Annotated in this window: 18 protein-coding genes; 2 read left to right on the top strand and 16 right to left on the bottom strand. The window is 66.4% G+C overall.

What is annotated here, in order from left to right; all coding sequences use genetic code 11:
• Positions 1 to 77: 77 nt before the first annotated feature.
• Positions 78 to 1,142 (top strand): cell division protein ZapE, encoded by a 1,065-nt coding sequence (gene zapE / locus CDO87_RS09380; protein WP_100928531.1) that lies wholly within the window; start codon positions 78 to 80, stop codon positions 1,140 to 1,142.
• Positions 1,143 to 1,218: 76 nt separating this feature from the next.
• Here the strand turns inward: zapE and CDO87_RS09385 are convergent, their stop codons facing one another.
• From CDO87_RS09385 to CDO87_RS09425, 9 genes are all read right to left on the bottom strand, one after another.
• Positions 1,219 to 1,830 carry a LysM peptidoglycan-binding domain-containing protein gene (locus CDO87_RS09385; RefSeq protein WP_157814956.1) on the bottom strand — a complete coding sequence of 204 codons (612 nt, stop codon included), beginning with the start codon at positions 1,828 to 1,830 and terminating at the stop codon, positions 1,219 to 1,221.
• A 215-nt stretch (positions 1,831 to 2,045) separates the two neighbouring features.
• Positions 2,046 to 2,663: a LysM peptidoglycan-binding domain-containing protein gene (locus CDO87_RS09390; RefSeq protein ID WP_100928533.1), complete on the bottom strand. Its 618-nt coding sequence runs from the start codon at positions 2,661 to 2,663 to the stop codon at positions 2,046 to 2,048.
• 14 nt (positions 2,664 to 2,677) lie between these two features.
• Positions 2,678 to 3,253, bottom strand: a complete 576-nt coding sequence (locus tag CDO87_RS09395) for a rhodanese-like domain-containing protein (protein ID WP_100928534.1) — start codon at positions 3,251 to 3,253, stop codon at positions 2,678 to 2,680.
• Between the two features lie 129 nt (positions 3,254 to 3,382).
• Positions 3,383 to 3,811 (bottom strand): hypothetical protein, encoded by a 429-nt coding sequence (locus CDO87_RS09400; protein ID WP_157814957.1) that lies wholly within the window; start codon positions 3,809 to 3,811, stop codon positions 3,383 to 3,385.
• 71 nt (positions 3,812 to 3,882) lie between these two features.
• Entirely contained in the window at positions 3,883 to 5,154 is a 1,272-nt protein-coding gene (locus CDO87_RS09405; RefSeq protein WP_100928536.1) for a folylpolyglutamate synthase/dihydrofolate synthase family protein, read from the bottom strand.
• 37 nt (positions 5,155 to 5,191) lie between these two features.
• Complete coding sequence (accD, locus tag CDO87_RS09410) at positions 5,192 to 6,127, bottom strand: acetyl-CoA carboxylase, carboxyltransferase subunit beta (RefSeq protein WP_100928537.1); 936 nt, start codon at positions 6,125 to 6,127, stop codon at positions 5,192 to 5,194.
• 170 nt (positions 6,128 to 6,297) lie between these two features.
• The gene (locus CDO87_RS09415; protein ID WP_100928538.1) at positions 6,298 to 7,629 is read right to left on the bottom strand and encodes a hypothetical protein; all 1,332 of its coding nucleotides are present in this window, start codon (positions 7,627 to 7,629) and stop codon (positions 6,298 to 6,300) included.
• Positions 7,630 to 7,707: 78 nt separating this feature from the next.
• Positions 7,708 to 8,607, bottom strand: a complete 900-nt coding sequence (locus CDO87_RS09420) for a CPBP family intramembrane glutamic endopeptidase (protein WP_100928539.1) — start codon at positions 8,605 to 8,607, stop codon at positions 7,708 to 7,710.
• The gene (locus CDO87_RS09425) at positions 8,607 to 9,542 is read right to left on the bottom strand and encodes a fatty acid desaturase family protein (protein WP_100928540.1); all 936 of its coding nucleotides are present in this window, start codon (positions 9,540 to 9,542) and stop codon (positions 8,607 to 8,609) included. Before CDO87_RS09425 ends, CDO87_RS09420 begins: the two co-directional genes overlap by 1 nt.
• A gap of 206 nt (positions 9,543 to 9,748) precedes the next feature.
• On the opposite strand from CDO87_RS09425, the gene CDO87_RS09430 reads away from it, so the two are divergent.
• Positions 9,749 to 10,684: an AEC family transporter gene (locus CDO87_RS09430; RefSeq protein ID WP_100928541.1), complete on the top strand. Its 936-nt coding sequence runs from the start codon at positions 9,749 to 9,751 to the stop codon at positions 10,682 to 10,684.
• A gap of 35 nt (positions 10,685 to 10,719) precedes the next feature.
• On the opposite strand, the gene CDO87_RS09435 is transcribed toward CDO87_RS09430, so the two are convergent.
• The 7 genes from CDO87_RS09435 to CDO87_RS09465 form a co-directional block, all read right to left on the bottom strand.
• Positions 10,720 to 11,421 (bottom strand): NYN domain-containing protein, encoded by a 702-nt coding sequence (locus CDO87_RS09435; RefSeq protein WP_100928542.1) that lies wholly within the window; start codon positions 11,419 to 11,421, stop codon positions 10,720 to 10,722.
• A gap of 84 nt (positions 11,422 to 11,505) precedes the next feature.
• Positions 11,506 to 12,006, bottom strand: coding sequence for a hypothetical protein (locus CDO87_RS09440; RefSeq protein WP_100928543.1), 501 nt, complete (start codon positions 12,004 to 12,006; stop codon positions 11,506 to 11,508).
• Positions 12,003 to 12,611, bottom strand: a complete 609-nt coding sequence (locus CDO87_RS09445; protein WP_100928544.1) for a hypothetical protein — start codon at positions 12,609 to 12,611, stop codon at positions 12,003 to 12,005. Before CDO87_RS09445 ends, CDO87_RS09440 begins: the two co-directional genes overlap by 4 nt.
• The gene (locus CDO87_RS09450) at positions 12,611 to 12,967 is read right to left on the bottom strand and encodes a hypothetical protein (protein ID WP_100928545.1); all 357 of its coding nucleotides are present in this window, start codon (positions 12,965 to 12,967) and stop codon (positions 12,611 to 12,613) included. Before CDO87_RS09450 ends, CDO87_RS09445 begins: the two co-directional genes overlap by 1 nt.
• Positions 12,968 to 13,070: 103 nt before the next feature.
• A complete protein-coding gene (locus tag CDO87_RS09455; RefSeq protein ID WP_100930902.1) occupies positions 13,071 to 13,505 on the bottom strand; it encodes a GNAT family N-acetyltransferase in 435 nt (144 codons plus the stop codon).
• A 138-nt stretch (positions 13,506 to 13,643) separates the two neighbouring features.
• A complete protein-coding gene (locus tag CDO87_RS09460) occupies positions 13,644 to 14,405 on the bottom strand; it encodes a potassium channel family protein (protein WP_100928546.1) in 762 nt (253 codons plus the stop codon).
• A 28-nt stretch (positions 14,406 to 14,433) separates the two neighbouring features.
• Positions 14,434 to 15,852: a TrkH family potassium uptake protein gene (locus CDO87_RS09465; protein WP_100928547.1), complete on the bottom strand. Its 1,419-nt coding sequence runs from the start codon at positions 15,850 to 15,852 to the stop codon at positions 14,434 to 14,436.
• Positions 15,853 to 16,101 lie beyond the last annotated feature (249 nt).

Consider the following 16,101-nt stretch of genomic DNA (forward strand, 5'->3'; position numbering starts at 1 on the left):
ATCAAGCTGGCATTTCGCGGCGTTCCGAGGTCCGTCCCCCTCTACACATCCGCCGCGGCCCGCGCTAAAGGCGAGGCATGACAACTGTCCCCGACCTCTATGCCAAGCGCGTTCAGGACGGCCGCCTGAAGCCCGACGAGGCACAGCGCGGCGCCCTTCCCGCCTTCGAACGCATCCGCGCCGAACTGGCCGATCCGCCGAAGCGCGGCCTTTTCCGCAAGGCGCCGGAACCGCCGAAGGGCCTCTACCTTTGGGGGGGTGTCGGGCGCGGCAAGTCGATGCTGATGGATCTGTTTGTCGAAACGCTGAATGTCCCGGCCCGGCGCACGCATTTCCACAGCTTCATGCAGGAAATCCATTCGGAGATGCACCGCCTCCGCAAGGAGGGGGTCGAGGATCCGATCAAGCCGATCGCCAAGGCGGTGGCCGACTCGGCAAAGGTACTGGCCTTCGACGAGATGCAGATCACCGACATCACCGACGCGATGATCGTCGGGCGGCTGTTCGAACAGTTGTTCAGCGCGGGCACCGTGGTTGTCACCACGTCGAACCGCATACCCGACGACCTCTACAAGGACGGCCTGAACCGGCAGTTGTTCCTGCCGTTCATCGAGCTCATCAAGGACAAGCTGGAGGTCCGCGAGCTGGCCTCCAAGACCGACCACCGGCAGGACCGGCTGGCCGGGACGCAGGTCTTTTTTACCCCTGCAAACGCCGAGGCGCGCCAGAAGATCGACGAGATCTGGGAAGAGCTGACGCACGGCATCGAGGACACGCTGACGCTGCACGTGAAGGGCCGCGAGGTGGAACTGCCGCGCTACCGCAATGCCATGGCACGGGCGAGCTTCTTCGATCTGTGCGGCCGCGCGCTGGGGCCGGCGGACTACCTCGCGCTGGCCGACGCAGTGCGCGTTCTGGTGCTGGAGGACATTCCCCGACTCTCTCGTCACAATTTCAACGAGGCAAAGCGTTTCGTGACCCTGATCGACGCGCTCTACGAGGCCCGCGTCCGGCTGATCGCCACCGCCGCCGCCGAACCGGAGAGCCTTTACGTCGAAGGTGCGGGCAGTTTCGAATTCGAGCGCACCGCCTCCCGCCTGCGCGAGATGCAGGCCGCCGACTGGGCCGGCGAAGAGGGCTGACGCGACAAGGAACAGGGCCCCTCGGGGCCCTGCTTGGTACTGGCTGCTCGTTTTTGCTTCTCTGCCTTGAAAGGGGTCAGTCCGGGATGGTGAGCACCATGCCGGGCCTCAGTTCGCCCGGCGTGCGCAGCACGTCCTTGTTTGCCTCCAGGATCTGGAGGTAGGCGACGGTGGTTCCGAAATGCCGGAAGGCGATGCCGGGCAGGCTGTCGCCCGCCTGCACCGTGTAGGTCCTTGCTGCGGCGGCGACCGGGGTGGCCGGTTCGGGTGCCGCGATGCGCGCGGCCTTGATTGTTTCGGTCTGCGGCGCCGCAGATACGGGTTTCTGAAGCTCGCGGAGGATGCCGTAGCCCATGGCCTGCATGGCATCGTTGACGCGCTGTTCGGAGGTTGCGGGGACTGCCTGGCCGGTCCGTGAAACCGCGGCCGGTTCCGGCGTCAGCGCCGCCACTTCGGACGGGCGCGCGACGGGCCGCAGGTCTGCGGAGGTGTCGGTCTCGCCAATCGGTTCGGAGGGACGCGGGGCAGCTAGCGGCTCCATCGCGGGTTGAAGGCCCATCGCATCGCGGGTGGCGCGGCTGACCTGATCGGAACGCCCCGTATCGTCCGGCATGGCGCCGCCAACCACCCAGACCAGCGCCACAGTGCTCATCACGAAGCCAGCGGCCATCAGGATCGCGCGGATCATCCGGCCCATCCTGCCCGGCGGGCCATCGCAGGCATACCGGGACGGTTCGCTGAAAGCGATGTCATGCAAGAAATCCCCCGAGACTCCGCGCCGTGATGTTGCCAGTCCGCGCGGTTGCCGAGGACCATAGGCGAATCACTTGCGCTGCGTCAACATCTAGGTGGTTCGCCTAGCTGTTCTGTATTAAGGCGCAGCTCCGTGCTAGAAGTGGTAGGTCACTTCTTCGGCAGGACGAGCGTCTGACCCGGACGCAGGTCGTCAGGCCTGCTCATGATCGACCGGTTCGCCGTGAACAGCGGCCCCGTCATGTTCACGTCGCCATAGATCTTCTCGGCAATCGACACGAGGCTGTCACCCGACACCACCACATAGACCTGAGGCGCGCCCGGAGAGGTCGTGGCCCCTGACGCCTCGGCCGCCGTCGCAGGCGATCCGTCCAGCGACCGGCGCACAATGGCGTGCAGCAGGCTGCCGGGCTGGCCGGGCGCGGTTTCGCGGCCCGTCGCCTGGTTGAGGCTGGAGAGCGTATTCCACGTCATCCGGCGCATCTCCCGGTCGTCCGGTGTGCTGACGGCCCGTGTCACGGACAGTGTGGCGGGCTCGGCTTGCGGCAGGCTGGCCTGTTGCTGTGGCGAGGGGGCCGGTGCCGCTTCGGGCGTCACCGGCACGACGGGCACCTCAGCAGTTTCCGGCGTCGGCAGGTCGAGGTCGCTGCGAGTCACGGGTTCGGCTGCTGCGGCCTCGGACACGTCCCTGCGCGCGCCCGGTTGCACGACGATCAGCGCGACGGTGATCGCGATGAACCCGATTGCGAAAAGCACCATGCGGATCATACCAAGGTTCCCACTTACTGACCCGCGGCGAGGCTGAGACCAAGACCGTCCCACGCCTTCAGACCACCGCGGTAAAACTTCAGCTTTGTCGGGGGATAGCCTGCGTCCAGCAGGTTCCGCACCGCCGCAGCCGCCAGACCGTCGTCCGCCCCCCCGGCAAAAAGGACAAGGTCAAAGGCGCCGGAGAAATCCCCGCTCCGTACCCCGAGCGCCTCAAGAAGGTCGTCGCGGTACGGGTTCTCCGGCGCGAGCGTGGAGGCCGGGACATTCACCGCCCCCGGCACCGTGCCGGTCGAGAAGGCCTCGGGAAGGCGGGCATCGACCAGCAGGCCGCGGCCCTCCGACACGAACAGTTCGAGGAAATCCAGCACCTCCAGCTCGCCGACCGTCGCGACGCCGGAGGCCGCCTGCATCGGCGTCACGCAGGATGGCGGACAGACAGGCCCGCTCCGCGCGATGCGCAGCGGTTGTCCGTTCAGCGTCGTCTGGAACGCGGTCAGGTTCTCCGTGATGTGGCTGGACTGGGCGAACGCGGGCACGGCTGCGCCCATCAAGGCGAAGCAAAGGGTCGGATAAAGACCTTTGGCCATGCTGCTCGTCCTCTGAGGCGCCTCTTGCGGGCCACCCGATCTTTTCGTTTTGACGAAATATAGGCCGCGGGCGTCGAATCAGTCAACATCGGGGGCCTGTTCCGGGCGGATACTTGATCCCTCAAGGCATCAGTCTGCGCCACCACCCGTCATCTGCGCGGCGATGGCGCGATCCAGTCCCAGCCAGTCGAGCGCATCCCCGACGGACCCCAACACGTGCGACGACAGGTAGGCGCTTTCGTTCAGCATGGCGACGTAGACCATGATCCCCGACAGGACAGCCGGATTGTCGGCGACGAAGGCAATCCTGCGGTGGACCTGACGCTTGGCCGCATCGGACTTCACCATGTCCGTCATCATCTCGCTGCCGTTCGTCTGAAGCGAGAAATCTTCGGTTCCGCGCATGTCGTGCAGGGAAAAGCGCACGTCATCGGCGCCGGGCAGGGACAGGAACTCTTCGTAGCCGCGTGACATGTCACCCAGCGTGATGCGCTGCTGCCCCAGGATGCGGACGTGAAGGAGCCTGTGTTCCGCGAGAATGTATTGATGAAACGGCAATTGCATCACCTCCCTTGCCCGGCATGGCCGGCGCTTCAGGAAAGATACTATAGGGATGCATGATTGCGCGATCAACTATAGGAATTGAGCACCCTGCCTGCAAGATAGAGAGAGCCGCAGATCACCACGCGCGCGGCGGGATCGGTTTTCCCGATCCGGTGGATGGCCTCGGTGACATCCGTACACACCTCGGCAGCGTGGCCGACCTCCGCCGCCATGCGCGCCGTTTCCTCCGCGGGAAGGGTATTGGCCTCCCCGGGGATGGACACCGCCAGAAGGCCCTTGGCGCGGGTGGCAAGCGGACGCAGGAAACCGCGCGCGTCCTTGGTGTTCAGCATGCCGCACACCAGCCACGTCGGGCGGTCCGGCAGGCGTGCGAGATGCGCGGCGATGGCTTCTCCGGCGGCCGGGTTGTGGCCGCCGTCGAGCCAAAGCTCGATCCCCGGCAAGCTGTCGAGGTCCGGCCCATGCCGCAGCCTCTGCATACGTGCGGGCCAATAGGCTTGCGTCACGGCCGCTTCATGTGCCGCCTCTCCGGCGCCGAGATGCCGCAAGGCCGCCAGGGCCGCGCCTGCGTTCTGCACCTGATGTGCGCCGGGCAGGTTCGGCATAGGCAGGTCCAGCAGGCCGGTTTCATCCTGATAGACCAGACGTCCCCGCTCTTCCCAGGCGTGCCACTGCTGGCCGTAGGCCAGAAGCGGTGCACCCAGTGCTTGCGCCCGTGCCTCGATCACGTCCATTGCCTCGTCCGGTTGCGGACCGACGACGCAGGGCACGCCGCGTTTCAGGATCCCGGCCTTCTCGCCCGCGATCTTCGCCAGCGTGTCGCCAAGAAAGCTTTCGTGATCCATCGAGATCGGCGTGATGATCGTCAGTTCCGGCTTCTCGACGACGTTCGTCGCGTCGAGGCGTCCGCCGAGGCCGGTCTCAAGCAGGGTGAAATCGGCGGGCGTGCGGGCCATGGCCAGAAGCGCGGCGCAGGTCGTGATCTCGAAATAGGTGATCGGCGCGCCGCCATTGGCGGCCTCGCATTCGTCCAGAACCGCGGCCAGCGCGTCTTCGGTGATCAGCGTCCCGGCCAGACGGATACGTTCATGGAACCGGACGAGATGCGGAGAGGTATAGGCGTGGACGCGCTTGCCCTCGGCCTCCAGCCCGGCGCGGATCATCGCCTGGGTCGACCCCTTGCCGTTGGTCCCGGCAAGATGGATCACGGGGGGCAGGTCGCGCTCCGGATGCCCCAGCGCCTCGAGCAGGCGCCAGACCCGGTCCAGAACGAGGTCGATGACCTTGGGATGCAGCGCCATCAGGCGCTCCAGTATCACGTCAGAGCCCTGACCCATCTCTTTCACATCCTCGAAAGGGGCGTTCAGCCCGGTCTCACGCCTTGGTGTTGTCCAGAGCCGCGTTCGGCTCCCGCACCATGTCCTCTGGCCCCGGGGCCGGAAGATCGCCCCACGTCGGCGGCGGCATCTTCATCAGCAGGCGGCACAACACGATCAGCTCCTCGCGCATGTCGCGGCGGTCGGTCACCCGGTCGAGCATGCCGTGTTCCAGCAGGTACTCGGCGCGCTGGAAGCCTTCGGGCAGCTTCTCGCGGATGGTTTGCTCGATCACGCGCGGGCCGGCAAAGCAGATAAGCGCGCCGGGTTCGGCGATCTGCACGTCGCCCAGCATCGCGTAGGAAGCCGTCACCCCGCCGGTGGTCGGATGGGTCAGGACGACGATATACGGCAGCCCGGCCTCCTTCAGCATCTGCACGGCGACGGTGGTGCGCGGCATCTGCATGAGGCTCAGGATACCCTCCTGCATGCGCGCACCGCCCGCGGCCGAGAACAGGATCAGCGGGCGGCCCAGCTTCACCGCCTCTTCGGCAGCGGCGACGATGGCATTGCCGACGTACATGCCCATCGACCCGGCCATGAAGCTGAAGTCCTGCGCGGCACAGACCACGGGCGTGCGCCCGATCTCGCCAGCGCCGACCAGCATGGCCTCCTTCTCGCCTGTGCCTTTCTGCGCGGCGCGCACCCGGTCGGGGTAGCGCTTGGAGTCTCGGAAGTGCAGCGGGTCGGCCATCGGTTCCGGCACGGCCACCTCGGCGTAGATGCCACCGTCGAACAGCGCGTGAAAGCGGTCACGCGGCGTGATGTGCATGTGGTGGCCGCAGTTGGTGCAGACGTTCAGGTTGTCGCTGATCTCGCGGTGAAACAGCATCGTTCCGCAGCTTTCGCACTTCGACCACAGGTTCTCCGGGACTTCCCGGCGGGAGAAGATCGAATTGATGCGCGGACGGACGTAGTTGGTGATCCAGTTCATGGAAGCCCCGAGTTCATCGTTTGCGCGTGACTTATGCCCCGCTGCGACGAATTGCAATCTTCCCCTCGGATGGCGTCCGGTTCGCGGGCGCCGTGAAAGGGCCGCCGCGCAAGCCAATCCGGCACGCGCGACGGCCTGTAGGGCGGGGCTCTGCGCCGCCCCCGTTCCGGTCAGTAGCAGTCTACGCCGCAGCTTGGCGGCATGGGCGGCAGGTTGAAGCTGCCCCCCGATCCGAGGTGGCAGACCCCGCCGCAGCCGACACCTTCGGTGTTCACCCAGCCCGGCCGCGCCGGGGTGCCGCTGTAAGGCGCGTAGCGCGAATGCCGGATCGAGGTATTGGGGACGTTGACCGTGTTGACCTCCGCCTCCACCGCCAGCGTGAACCCGGCAGAGCCCGGACCGTTCACCGCCGAACATCCCGATCCGCCCTGCCCGCCGCGCAGCAGCTTGCACCACGTCGGATCGTCGGGCGACACGAGGAAGACGTTGTTGCCCTTGTGACAGGCCGGGCAGGTTTCCGACAGTTCGCTGCCGTCCTTCAGGTCCCGGATCACCAGCGTCTCCGTTGCCCATGGCACGCGCTGGTTGTCGGAACGCCGGATGTTGTCCCAGAAGCAGGCGTTGCCGGTCTCGGCCGACTGGCAGATTATCCCGGCAAGGCTCCCCGGCCCGCCTGTTCCGCGCGGCAGGGCCACGCAGGCGCCGCGCTTGCCCGTGACGTTCCACGTCCAGACATTGGCCACGGCGCCGGGTGAGAGCAGGTTCGTGGACAGGCCTCCCTGTTCGCGCCACGCCGTTCCGGTCAGCGCGAAGTCCGGCGGCACCGGCACCCCGGCGGCGGCGCATTCGCGCATGTAGTCGGTCCGCAGGAACCACCGGATGATCCAGTCATTGATCTCCACGATGATCACGAAGTTGGTCAGCAGTTTCGGCTCGACCAACTTCTGACGGACCATCTCGTCGCGGATGAAATCCACCCGCCAGAGGTATCCCGACCGCAGTTCGTCCGGCAGACGGTGGGCCATCGCGCGCACCAGCTCAAGGTCGAGCAGCACCGCCTCCGGCCCTTTCAGCTCGCCGCGCCGGCGCATCTCCAGCCCGCGGTCGAGGATCTGTTTCAGTTGCGCCTCCGCCTCGCGCTCCAGCACCGGTTTCTCCGGGTCCTCTGCCCGGACGACGCCCAGCATCTCCTCGGCGATTTCGGTCATGTCCCGCTCCGACAGGGTGACACGCTGGCCCTCGATGTCGAACAGCACGCCATGTCCGGACAGCGTCATCCGCTTCTGGAAGCCAAAGCGCACGTCCGCGCGCAACTCCGGCGGGATCATGACGCTGCCGTTGTCGAGCACGATCTGCTTGCGATCCTCGGCAGGCGTGGCGAGGAAGTCGGAGATCGCCCGCTCCATCCTGTTGTGGAAGTTGTCCTGCGCCAAGGCCGCACATGGCAGAAGCACAGGGAAAAGCACGGCAGCCACGCGGGCCACCCCCTTGAAATGTCTCATGGTTTCAATCCGTCCGGTTCAAAATAAACGGCTATGCGCCGAACCGAAGGATACCACCAATGCGGGAAACTATCAATTCTATACGCGTAAGGCGAGACGCGCGGCGAGCCAGCTTACGAAGAGCGTTGCAAGGTCGACAGGCAGGATCGCGGCCAGTGCCGCCTCGTCCTCCGGCCCGTAGGGCAGCTTCGTCAGCGCCAGGCCCGAGAGGTCGCCCTGCAGGGACATCACGCCGATGGCCACGAAGTTGTTGACGAGGTGAAAGGCGATGGCGGGGCCAAGGCTGCCCGACCGCGCCGTCAGGTCGGCGGCGGCCAGACCGAAGGCCACGGCCCACAGCGCGATGGGCACCGCATTGCTGCCCCAGACGTCCGGCGCATAGTGCCCCAGGCCGAAGGCCAGCGAGGGCAGGATCAGCCAGACGGCAGGCCATTTCACCCTCGCGGCCAGCGTGCTCTGGAAATAGCCGCGGAACAGCACCTCTTCCGATGCGGTCTGGACCAGCAGCGCGCCGATCGTCAGTGGCAGCAGCGCCAGCCACTGCCCGGGCGGCAGGCCCGGCTCCGACGCCATCTGCAGCGGCCAGGGCGGCAGCAGCGCGATCACGACGTTCAGCGCCACCAGTACGGCCGCGACCCGCAGGAACTGTGGCCAGAACAGCCGCGCCGGACCGAACAGGCTGCCGGCAGTGCGTCCGTGCAGGGTTTCGGCCACGACGATGGCGCCGATGCCCATGGCCCCCATCAGCGACAGTTGCGCCAGAAGCCCCCATGGGTCCCGCCCGGAGGTGATCATGCTCAACACCGCCGGGAACCGATCCGGGCCGACGATGCCGCTGATGAGCGCGATGATGCCCCGCGTCAGCCCGAACATGATGACGGTCGCGAGCACAAGTCCCAGCACCAGCCGCCACAGCTCGCAGCGGTGGAATGTGGGCAGGGTGAGGACCGCGTGGGGCGCGTAGCTTTCGCGCTTCATCAACCTCGCGCGCTCGCCTGCCGGAGCACGTCGAGATAGCCGTTTGCCTGTGTCATCCGTTCGCCCAGCCCCTTGTCGCGCAGCATGCGGTGAAGCATCGGCAGCCTGTAGGCCGGAACGTGCATCACCAGGTGATGCTCCAGATGATAGTTGACCCAGTAGGGCGCGACCAGCAGCCGTTCCAGAGGTCCGGCAAGTGTGGTCCGGGTGTTGCGCAATGGGTCCTCGGACTTCTCGACCGCGCCGTGTTCGGCGATGTTGCGCACCCTGAGGACAAGCTGGAACCACGTCAGCAGCGGCAGGAGCCAGAAGGCGAACCACGTCCACCAGCCGAACAGCGCCCAGAACAGCGCGAACAGGACGGCGTTGACGATCAGGGCCTTGCCCAGCACAGGCCCACTGAACGCCTGCGCGAGGTCCTGGCTCGACACGCCCTCCGTCTCTCCGGCGAGGCGGAAGGCAAAGGCGATCTGGGCTGCACGCTGCCTGATGCCGGTCTGCCCGGTCAGATCGCGGATCAGCTTGCGGCGCAGAGAGGCGCGCGTGGTCGGGAACGGCGCCGAGAGCTTCAGGTCGGGGTCCTTGTCGGTCTGCGTGTGCCGGTGGTGCATCAGGTGGTAATGCCGGTAGCTGGCCAGATCGGCGAGGATCGGTCGCCCGCACAGCCACGCCCCCGCCCATTCGTTCCAGGCGCGTGTCCTGAACAGGGCGTTGTGCGCCGCCTCGTGCATCAGGATCGCCAGCCCCAGTTGACGCGAACCGATGACGATCACCGCAAGCACGAAGGTCAGGGGATTGGGCCACAGGGTGAACAGCCAGACGCTGCCGAGGATCAGCGCCCAGGCGTGCGCCACAAGCGCCAGACCCCAGGCGTCGGACCGCTGCGACAGCGCCCGAATCTCCTCGCTCGTCAGGTAGGCTTTTCCCGGTGTCATGCCGGGAATGATCCCGCGCCCACCCCCATCCTGTCAACGACTCCGCTCCGTCACTTCGATGGAGAGGGACAGTAGGCGTGTCGTCGCGGCGCGCCTGCGGGATCGCATCAGACCGGAGGATCCTCCGACCCTGCCCCGGGCGCGCCTTGATACGCCGCAAGGCCGGCGCGGATTGACGCCACCGCCCCCCGTGCTATCGAACGATCATGCTGGCGATCTTCCTCAAGACGTTACCTTTCTTCGGCCTGATCGGTCTTGGCTACGGGGCCGCGCGCATCCGCTTCTTCTCGGAGGAAGCGAGCGCGCACCTGACGAAGTTCGTCTTCTACTTCGCATTGTCGGCGATGCTGTTCCGGTTCTCGGCCAACCTGTCCTTCGACGAGATCTTCGAACCCCGGCTGGCGTCCGCGTATCTCTGGGGCACGGGCGTCACCTACGCCATCGGTATGCTGATCGCCTTCGCGCGCGGGCTGGACACCCAGACCGCCGCGATCGAGGCGCAATGCGCGGCCATCGGCAACACCGGCTTCCTCGGCGTGCCCATGCTGGCGCTGCTGCTGGGACAGGAGGCGGTGGGCCCGATCATCCTGATCCTGTCCATCGACCTGATCGTCTTTTCCTCGGCGCTGACCCTGATCGTCACGGCGGCGCGGGAAGGGTCCATGTCGCTGCGCATCTTCCAGAAGCTGGCGGTCGGGCTGCTGAAGAACCCGATGATCGTCTCCATCGCCGCCGGGCTCATGGTGTCGGCCACCGGGCTGGGGCTGCATGACGTGCTGGACAGCTTCTTTTCGACGTTGGGCGCGGCGGCGACGCCGGGGGCGCTGTTCGCCATCGGCGCCTCGCTCGCGTCCAAGTCGGCAGAGCGGCTGCAGATCGCGGCCTGGCTGTCGTTTGCCAAGCTGATCCTGCACCCGCTGTTCGTCGGACTGGGCGTCTACCTGTTCTTCCCGGTCGACGCCTACCGCGCGTCGGTCGCCGTGTCGGCGGCGGCGCTGCCCGTCGCGGGCAACGTCTTCATCCTGGCGCAGCACTACGGCATCGCGCCACAGCGGGTCTCTGCCTCGATCCTGATCTCGACCGCGGCGTCGATCCTGACCGTCTCGGCGATCATCGCGCTCGTGGCCACCACCCCGCTCTGACGCCCTGCAGGGCGGGGCTTTGCGCCGCCTGCCCCTCAGTCGACGCGCCGCACCAGCAGCTGGCTGGCGGAGTTCCGGGTCTCGAACACCTTGAGCGCCTTCACGAGGTCCGACAGCTTGCGCTTGCCGTATGTCCGGGTGTCGAAGTCGGGGTTGGCCGCGGTGATGACCTGCCCGATGTCACCCAGCTTGTACCAGTCGTCGTCGCCGTCGATCGAATCCATCGCCTTGAAGATCAGGTCGCGCGCCTCCGTCATCGGCCGCTTGTCGGTCTTGATGTCCTTCGATTCTTCCGGCGCGCTGTCGATGTTCTCGAGGTAGATGAAACGCTTGCAGGCCTTGCGGAAAGCGTCAGGCGTCTTCTGCATCCCCATGCCGTAGACATCGAGGCCCTGTTCGCGGATCCGGCTCGCCAGCCGGGTGAAGTCCGAATCCGAGCTGACCAGCACGAAGCCGTCGAACCGCTCGGTGTGCATCAGGTCCATGGCGTCGATCACCAGCGAGATGTCAGAGGCGTTCTTGCCCACGGTGTTCGCGGGCGAGTGCAGCGGCACAAGGCCGTATTCCGCGGTGACCCGGCTCCAGCCGTTCATCTGCTGGCTGCCGAAATCGCCGTAGACCCGTCGGACGGAGGCCTCGCCCAGCGAGGCGATCTCGTCGAAAAGCGCCCTCGCATATTTCGGGGAGGTGTTGTCCCCGTCGATCAGTACGGCCAGCAGGCGTGTATCATTGGGCATCGGTGCTTCCTCGGTTCTCTCGGTGTGGCCCTCCTAACACGGACAGGGGCACTGTCGAACCGAAACCCGGAGGGCGGAGCGGGCTCAGAGGAAACTGATCGGCACCGGATCGACCCCCGGCACCACGACCCGCGTGCCCGGCGCGCGCAGGATCATCACCCGGTCGTCCTGGTCGTCGCGGTCCCGGTCGAAAAGGCGATCCTCCCGCGGGAAGTAGTACCCGGTGCACGAGACATTCAGCGCCACGAACTCCAGCGTGTCGAAGGTCAGGCCCGGCGGGGCGCCGTTGGCCTCTTCGAGCGCGGCGAGCACCTCGTTCGGCGGGGCGGCAAAGATGTCGAGTTCACCGAAGCGCACGCGCGGGACGTCCGCGACAGCGGCGATGTAGGTGACGACACCTTCGGCGTAACCGATGCTCGGCACCAGCGGCCCGCGCTGCTCCGTCACGCCACCGCCGAACTGCGGCACGGATCGTTCCACCACGGGCATCCCGGGCAGGGCCGCAACAGCGTCGGGCGTGTCTCCGAAGCGCACCGGCAGGAGCCCCTCGTTCGGCGCGATCTGCCATGTGACATCGTCCATCATTGCACCACTCCATTCTGCTTGAGACATTCCGCGTAGGCGACCATCTGCGCCAGCGCCACGTCGTATTTGCCGGGGAACTTGGACTGGATGTCCGCCACGTCCATCATGACCGCTCCCATGAAGTTGCCAGACGCGATAAGTGAAGCCTGCGCCGCCTGGTATCCAAGGTAGTCGCCACCCGAGGCCGGGTGGCTGGCCGTCATCATGTGATCGGCGGTGTCCATCTGCAAGGCCGGTCCGATCGCATGGGGCAAGGGGCTGACCGCCTTGGCCGGGGTGTGATGACGATGACCGCCGTTCGCCGCAAGCGTGCCATAGGCGCCGCCGCGATACGGACCGCCGGGCGCCCCCGCCGCCAGATGCCGGCAGGGATTGTTCCGGGCGCAGGTGGCACAGGCCTGCGTGGCATCGGCGGGCGCGAGGGTCTGGTCGATCTCGTCGTTCGCGCCGTTCGTCATCTCGTGCACGGCGGCAGCCCCGGCGGTGACGGCTGCGCCGGTCGCCGCCTGCTGCGCGCCCCGCCCGAGCAGCGCGCGTCCGGCCCACATCGCACCCTGGCGGAGCAGGTTCCACGCCAAGGGCGCAGCCAGTGCCGGCAGCGCCATCAGGCGCCCCCGTCCGGAGCGGACAACCGGGCCAGCGTATCGACAAGACGCCGGATATCCTCCTCCGGATCGCCGTCGGGGCGCATCAGGTAGGACGCCACGCCGGGGTCGCGCTCGGCAGCGCCGCCGTAGACCACCTGCACGAGGCAGAAACGCGCCACGCCCTGTTCTGAGGTAATACCGAAGCGTGCGGCGAGCCCGCGGTTGCGCCGGACAAAGCCGAGAAGGGTCTCCTCCTCGACGGTCTTCGCCTCTGCCACGCGGCCCCGCAGGAACTCGGCAATCCGGAGGTCGCTTGCGTGGCGCCGTTCGCGCCTGCCCGTCCTCTCGATGAACTCACCCGATAGGAAAATCATTACAACTCAACCCAACATTGTCAGACGTGCATGTAATTCCACGCGCTTGTCGGACAAGGCAATGCGGCGCGCGCCGCTACCTGCCGCGCGCCGATCTTGAGAATCACAGGGTGCGGAACATCACCAGCGCATCCACCGCCACGCCGGATGGCAGCCGGAAGGCTCCGGGCAGGCGGCCGACCGTCTCGAAGCCGGCCTGTTCCCAGGTCTTCACGGCCCTTGTGTTGCTGGACACGACGCAATTGTACTGCATGGCCGTGAAGCCCATCCCCGGCGCCACCTCCAGCGAATGGGCCAGCATGGCGCGCGCGACGCCCCCGCCCCGCGCCGCCTCTGCCGTGACGTAGCCGCAGTTGCAGACGTGGCTGCCGCCGCCCTTCTGGTTGCGCACGATGTAGTATGTGCCCAGGAGCGCGCCCGCCTCCTCGCAGACGAACACGGTGCGCTCCGGCCCGAACCAGTAGGCCAGTGCTGCGTCCTTCGGTATGTCGGTGTCGATGGCATAGGTGTCACCTGCGCGGAACACCGGCTCCAGCATCGACCAGACCGCGTGCCGATCACTTTCAACCGCTTCTCGGATCTGCACGCCGTTCCCCTTCGTCCGGACCGCCCTGCCCGTGTGCTGGCCGAACGCGGACCCGCCGTCAAGCGGTCAGCCGGCCGGGACTGGCCGGAGTCAGGACTGCCCTTCGGTCCTGATGTGCATCACGGTCCCGCAGTGCTTGCAGTGGACCGCGTCGGCATCGTGCAGGACCAGCCCGCATTCCTCGCACTCGCACCGCACCTTGTTGGGCCGGAACAGCACCTGCACCAGCCGCAGGAACAGCGTGATGCCGAATAGCATGACGACGACCGAGATCAGACGTCCCACTGACCCCTGCAACACGATGTCCCCGAACCCGGTGGTCGTCAGCGCCGTCACCGTGAAATACAGCGCGTCGGCGTAGTTCCGGATCTGGGGGTTCACGTTGTACTGCGTCGCGTAGACCAGCCCGGTCATCACGAAGATGAAGACCCCGAGGTTCAGTACAGCGAGGACGATATCCCCGTTGCGGCGGAAGTAGGGGAAGTCGCGCTTCAACTGTTCCGACAGGTGGTAGGTGTGCAGGAGCCGGAGCGTCCGCATCACCCGAAGGAATCCCAGCCCCTCGCCCGCCAGCGGCGCAAGGAAGGACACGATGGCCACGAGGTCCGCCAGCGTGGTGAGCCGGGTCATCAGCCGCCAGCGGTTGGTCGAAATCCACAACCGCATCCCGAACTCAATCAGGATGACCACGCCAAAGAACGCGTCGATCGCTTCGAAAAAGGGCCCGTGCTCGGTGAAGGAGGTGGCGATCACGAACAGGATCGTGCCGATGTCGAAAGCCAGCAACGCGTAGCGGAACCGGTGCGCACGCGTGCTTTCGCCGACATAGAGCTCCCGGATCCTGTTCCTCATGTCCACCCTTTCCCACAGACGCGATACGTCAGGCCACCTCGCGCCAGAATACACGGGTGAACAGAACGTAGACCGTCATCATCTCGAGACGACCCGCGTACATGCCGAAAGACAGCCACCACTTTGCGCCCTCGGGCAGGTTGGCGAAGTTGCCGGAGGGGCCGATCTGGCTGCCGATGCCCGGCCCGACGTTCGCCACCGCCGTCAGCGCGCCGCTGAAAGAGGTCATCATGTCCAGTTCGTAAAGGTCGAGCACAACGGCCAGGCCGAAGACCGTGATCGCGTAGAGCACGAAGAAGGTCATCACCCCGGTCACCACGTCGTCACCGATCACCCGGCCCTGATAGCGCGGCGAATCCATCGAATGGGGCAGGCGCACGCGCTGGAACCGGATGCGCAGCACGCGCAGCATGATCAGCCACCGCATCATCTTGGCCCCGCCCGAGGTCGAGCCGCTGCACCCGCCCATCGCCGTCAGCACGAGGAAGGCGGTCGCGGCGAAGGGCCCCCATGTCGTGTAGTCGACCGTGGCATAACCCGTTGTCGTCACCACGGAGACCACGCTGAACGCCACGTGCCGCAGCACCTCGAAAACCGGTTCGCCCGAGGTCCAGACCCGCCATGCCGTGATCAGCAATATCGAGACGAAGAACAGGACAGCGAGGGCGCGCACCTGCTCGCTGCGGAAATCGCCCTTGCCGATGCCCTTCATGTACCACGCGAAGGGAAGCGCCCCTGCGGCCATGAAGAACGTCCCGGCCCATTCGAGGAACGGTTGCTCGAACTGGCCGAAGGACGCGTCCGAGGTCGAGTAGCCGCCCGTCGAAAGTGTGGTCAGCGCGTGCACCAGCGCCTCGAAGGCGGTCATTCCGCCGGCGTGGTAGACCGCGAGACAGGACACCGTCAGCCCGGCATAGACCCAGAGCGTCGTCCCGGCAAAGCGGGCCGCCGTCGCCATTTCCTTGTCGCCCTTTTCGGAGCTTTCGGTCTTGAAGAGCTGCATCCCCCCGACCCGCAGGATCGGCAGCAGTGCGATGCCCGCGACGATGAACCCGATCCCGCCCAGCCATTGCAGGATGGCACGCCACAGGAGGATGCCGCGCGGGGTGGAATCCAGCCCGGTCATCACCGTCGACCCGGTGGTGGTGATCCCCGACATCGATTCGAAGAAGGCGTCCACCGGGGTCATCTGCCAGAACCACAGCGGGATCGCGCCCATGGTCGCGCCGGTGATCCAGATCGTGCCGGTGACAAGGAAGGAGTGCATGCGCCGGAAGCCGCGTGGCCGGTTCGCGACGGCGAGCGTTGACAGCCCGCCGACGAAACCCACCAGCGTCGCCGCCTCCAGGAAAACCCCGCGTGTTTCGGGATATGCCAGCCCGATCAACGCCATCAGCGCCGCCATGCCCATCATGAGCAGGCCATTCGCCAACATGACCAGCGTCATGTGCCCCAGTGCCTCCGACCATCTTCAACCGGGGCGTCCGCCAGGACGAGCGCCGGATCACCGCGCACCATGCGCCGGGTCTGCGGGAAGGTCCAGACGTGCCGTCGCCGGACCCATCCGACTGGGGTAGGTAGAAACCTACCTTGACCGGGAAATGCCCGTACCCCAGACTGACGCAACGTAATAGGTGACCGCGCCGGCGACCGATTTCGGGTCGGGCGGGTCTTTGATCCCTTAGCCGATTTCATC

The organism is Sagittula sp. P11, from assembly GCF_002814095.1.
Taxonomy (GTDB): Bacteria; Pseudomonadota; Alphaproteobacteria; order Rhodobacterales; family Rhodobacteraceae; genus Sagittula.

Bases quoted from the DNA above. Each gene is read 5' to 3' on its own strand.
- CDO87_RS09390 (WP_100928533.1), bottom strand. From the start codon at position 2,663: ATGATCCGCATGGTGCTTTTCGCAATCGGGTTCATCGCGATCACCGTC.
- accD (WP_100928537.1), bottom strand. From the start codon at position 6,127: ATGAACTGGATCACCAACTACGTCCGTCCGCGCATCAATTCGATCTTC.
- CDO87_RS09445 (WP_100928544.1), bottom strand. From the start codon at position 12,611: ATGGCGCTGCCGGCACTGGCTGCGCCCTTGGCGTGGAACCTGCTCCGC.
- CDO87_RS09460 (WP_100928546.1), bottom strand. From the start codon at position 14,405: ATGAGGAACAGGATCCGGGAGCTCTATGTCGGCGAAAGCACGCGTGCG.
- CDO87_RS09430 (WP_100928541.1), top strand. From the start codon at position 9,749: ATGCTGGCGATCTTCCTCAAGACGTTACCTTTCTTCGGCCTGATCGGT.
- CDO87_RS09420 (WP_100928539.1), bottom strand. From the start codon at position 8,607: ATGAAGCGCGAAAGCTACGCGCCCCACGCGGTCCTCACCCTGCCCACA.
- CDO87_RS09405 (WP_100928536.1), bottom strand. From the start codon at position 5,154: ATGGGTCAGGGCTCTGACGTGATACTGGAGCGCCTGATGGCGCTGCAT.
- CDO87_RS09440 (WP_100928543.1), bottom strand. From the start codon at position 12,006: ATGATGGACGATGTCACATGGCAGATCGCGCCGAACGAGGGGCTCCTG.
- CDO87_RS09395 (WP_100928534.1), bottom strand. From the start codon at position 3,253: ATGGCCAAAGGTCTTTATCCGACCCTTTGCTTCGCCTTGATGGGCGCA.
- CDO87_RS09425 (WP_100928540.1), bottom strand. From the start codon at position 9,542: ATGACACCGGGAAAAGCCTACCTGACGAGCGAGGAGATTCGGGCGCTG.
- CDO87_RS09385 (WP_157814956.1), bottom strand. From the start codon at position 1,830: ATGATCCGCGCGATCCTGATGGCCGCTGGCTTCGTGATGAGCACTGTG.
- CDO87_RS09415 (WP_100928538.1), bottom strand. From the start codon at position 7,629: ATGAGACATTTCAAGGGGGTGGCCCGCGTGGCTGCCGTGCTTTTCCCT.
- zapE (WP_100928531.1), top strand. From the start codon at position 78: ATGACAACTGTCCCCGACCTCTATGCCAAGCGCGTTCAGGACGGCCGC.
- CDO87_RS09465 (WP_100928547.1), bottom strand. From the start codon at position 15,852: ATGACGCTGGTCATGTTGGCGAATGGCCTGCTCATGATGGGCATGGCG.
- CDO87_RS09435 (WP_100928542.1), bottom strand. From the start codon at position 11,421: ATGCCCAATGATACACGCCTGCTGGCCGTACTGATCGACGGGGACAAC.
- CDO87_RS09455 (WP_100930902.1), bottom strand. From the start codon at position 13,505: ATGCTGGAGCCGGTGTTCCGCGCAGGTGACACCTATGCCATCGACACC.
- CDO87_RS09450 (WP_100928545.1), bottom strand. From the start codon at position 12,967: ATGATTTTCCTATCGGGTGAGTTCATCGAGAGGACGGGCAGGCGCGAA.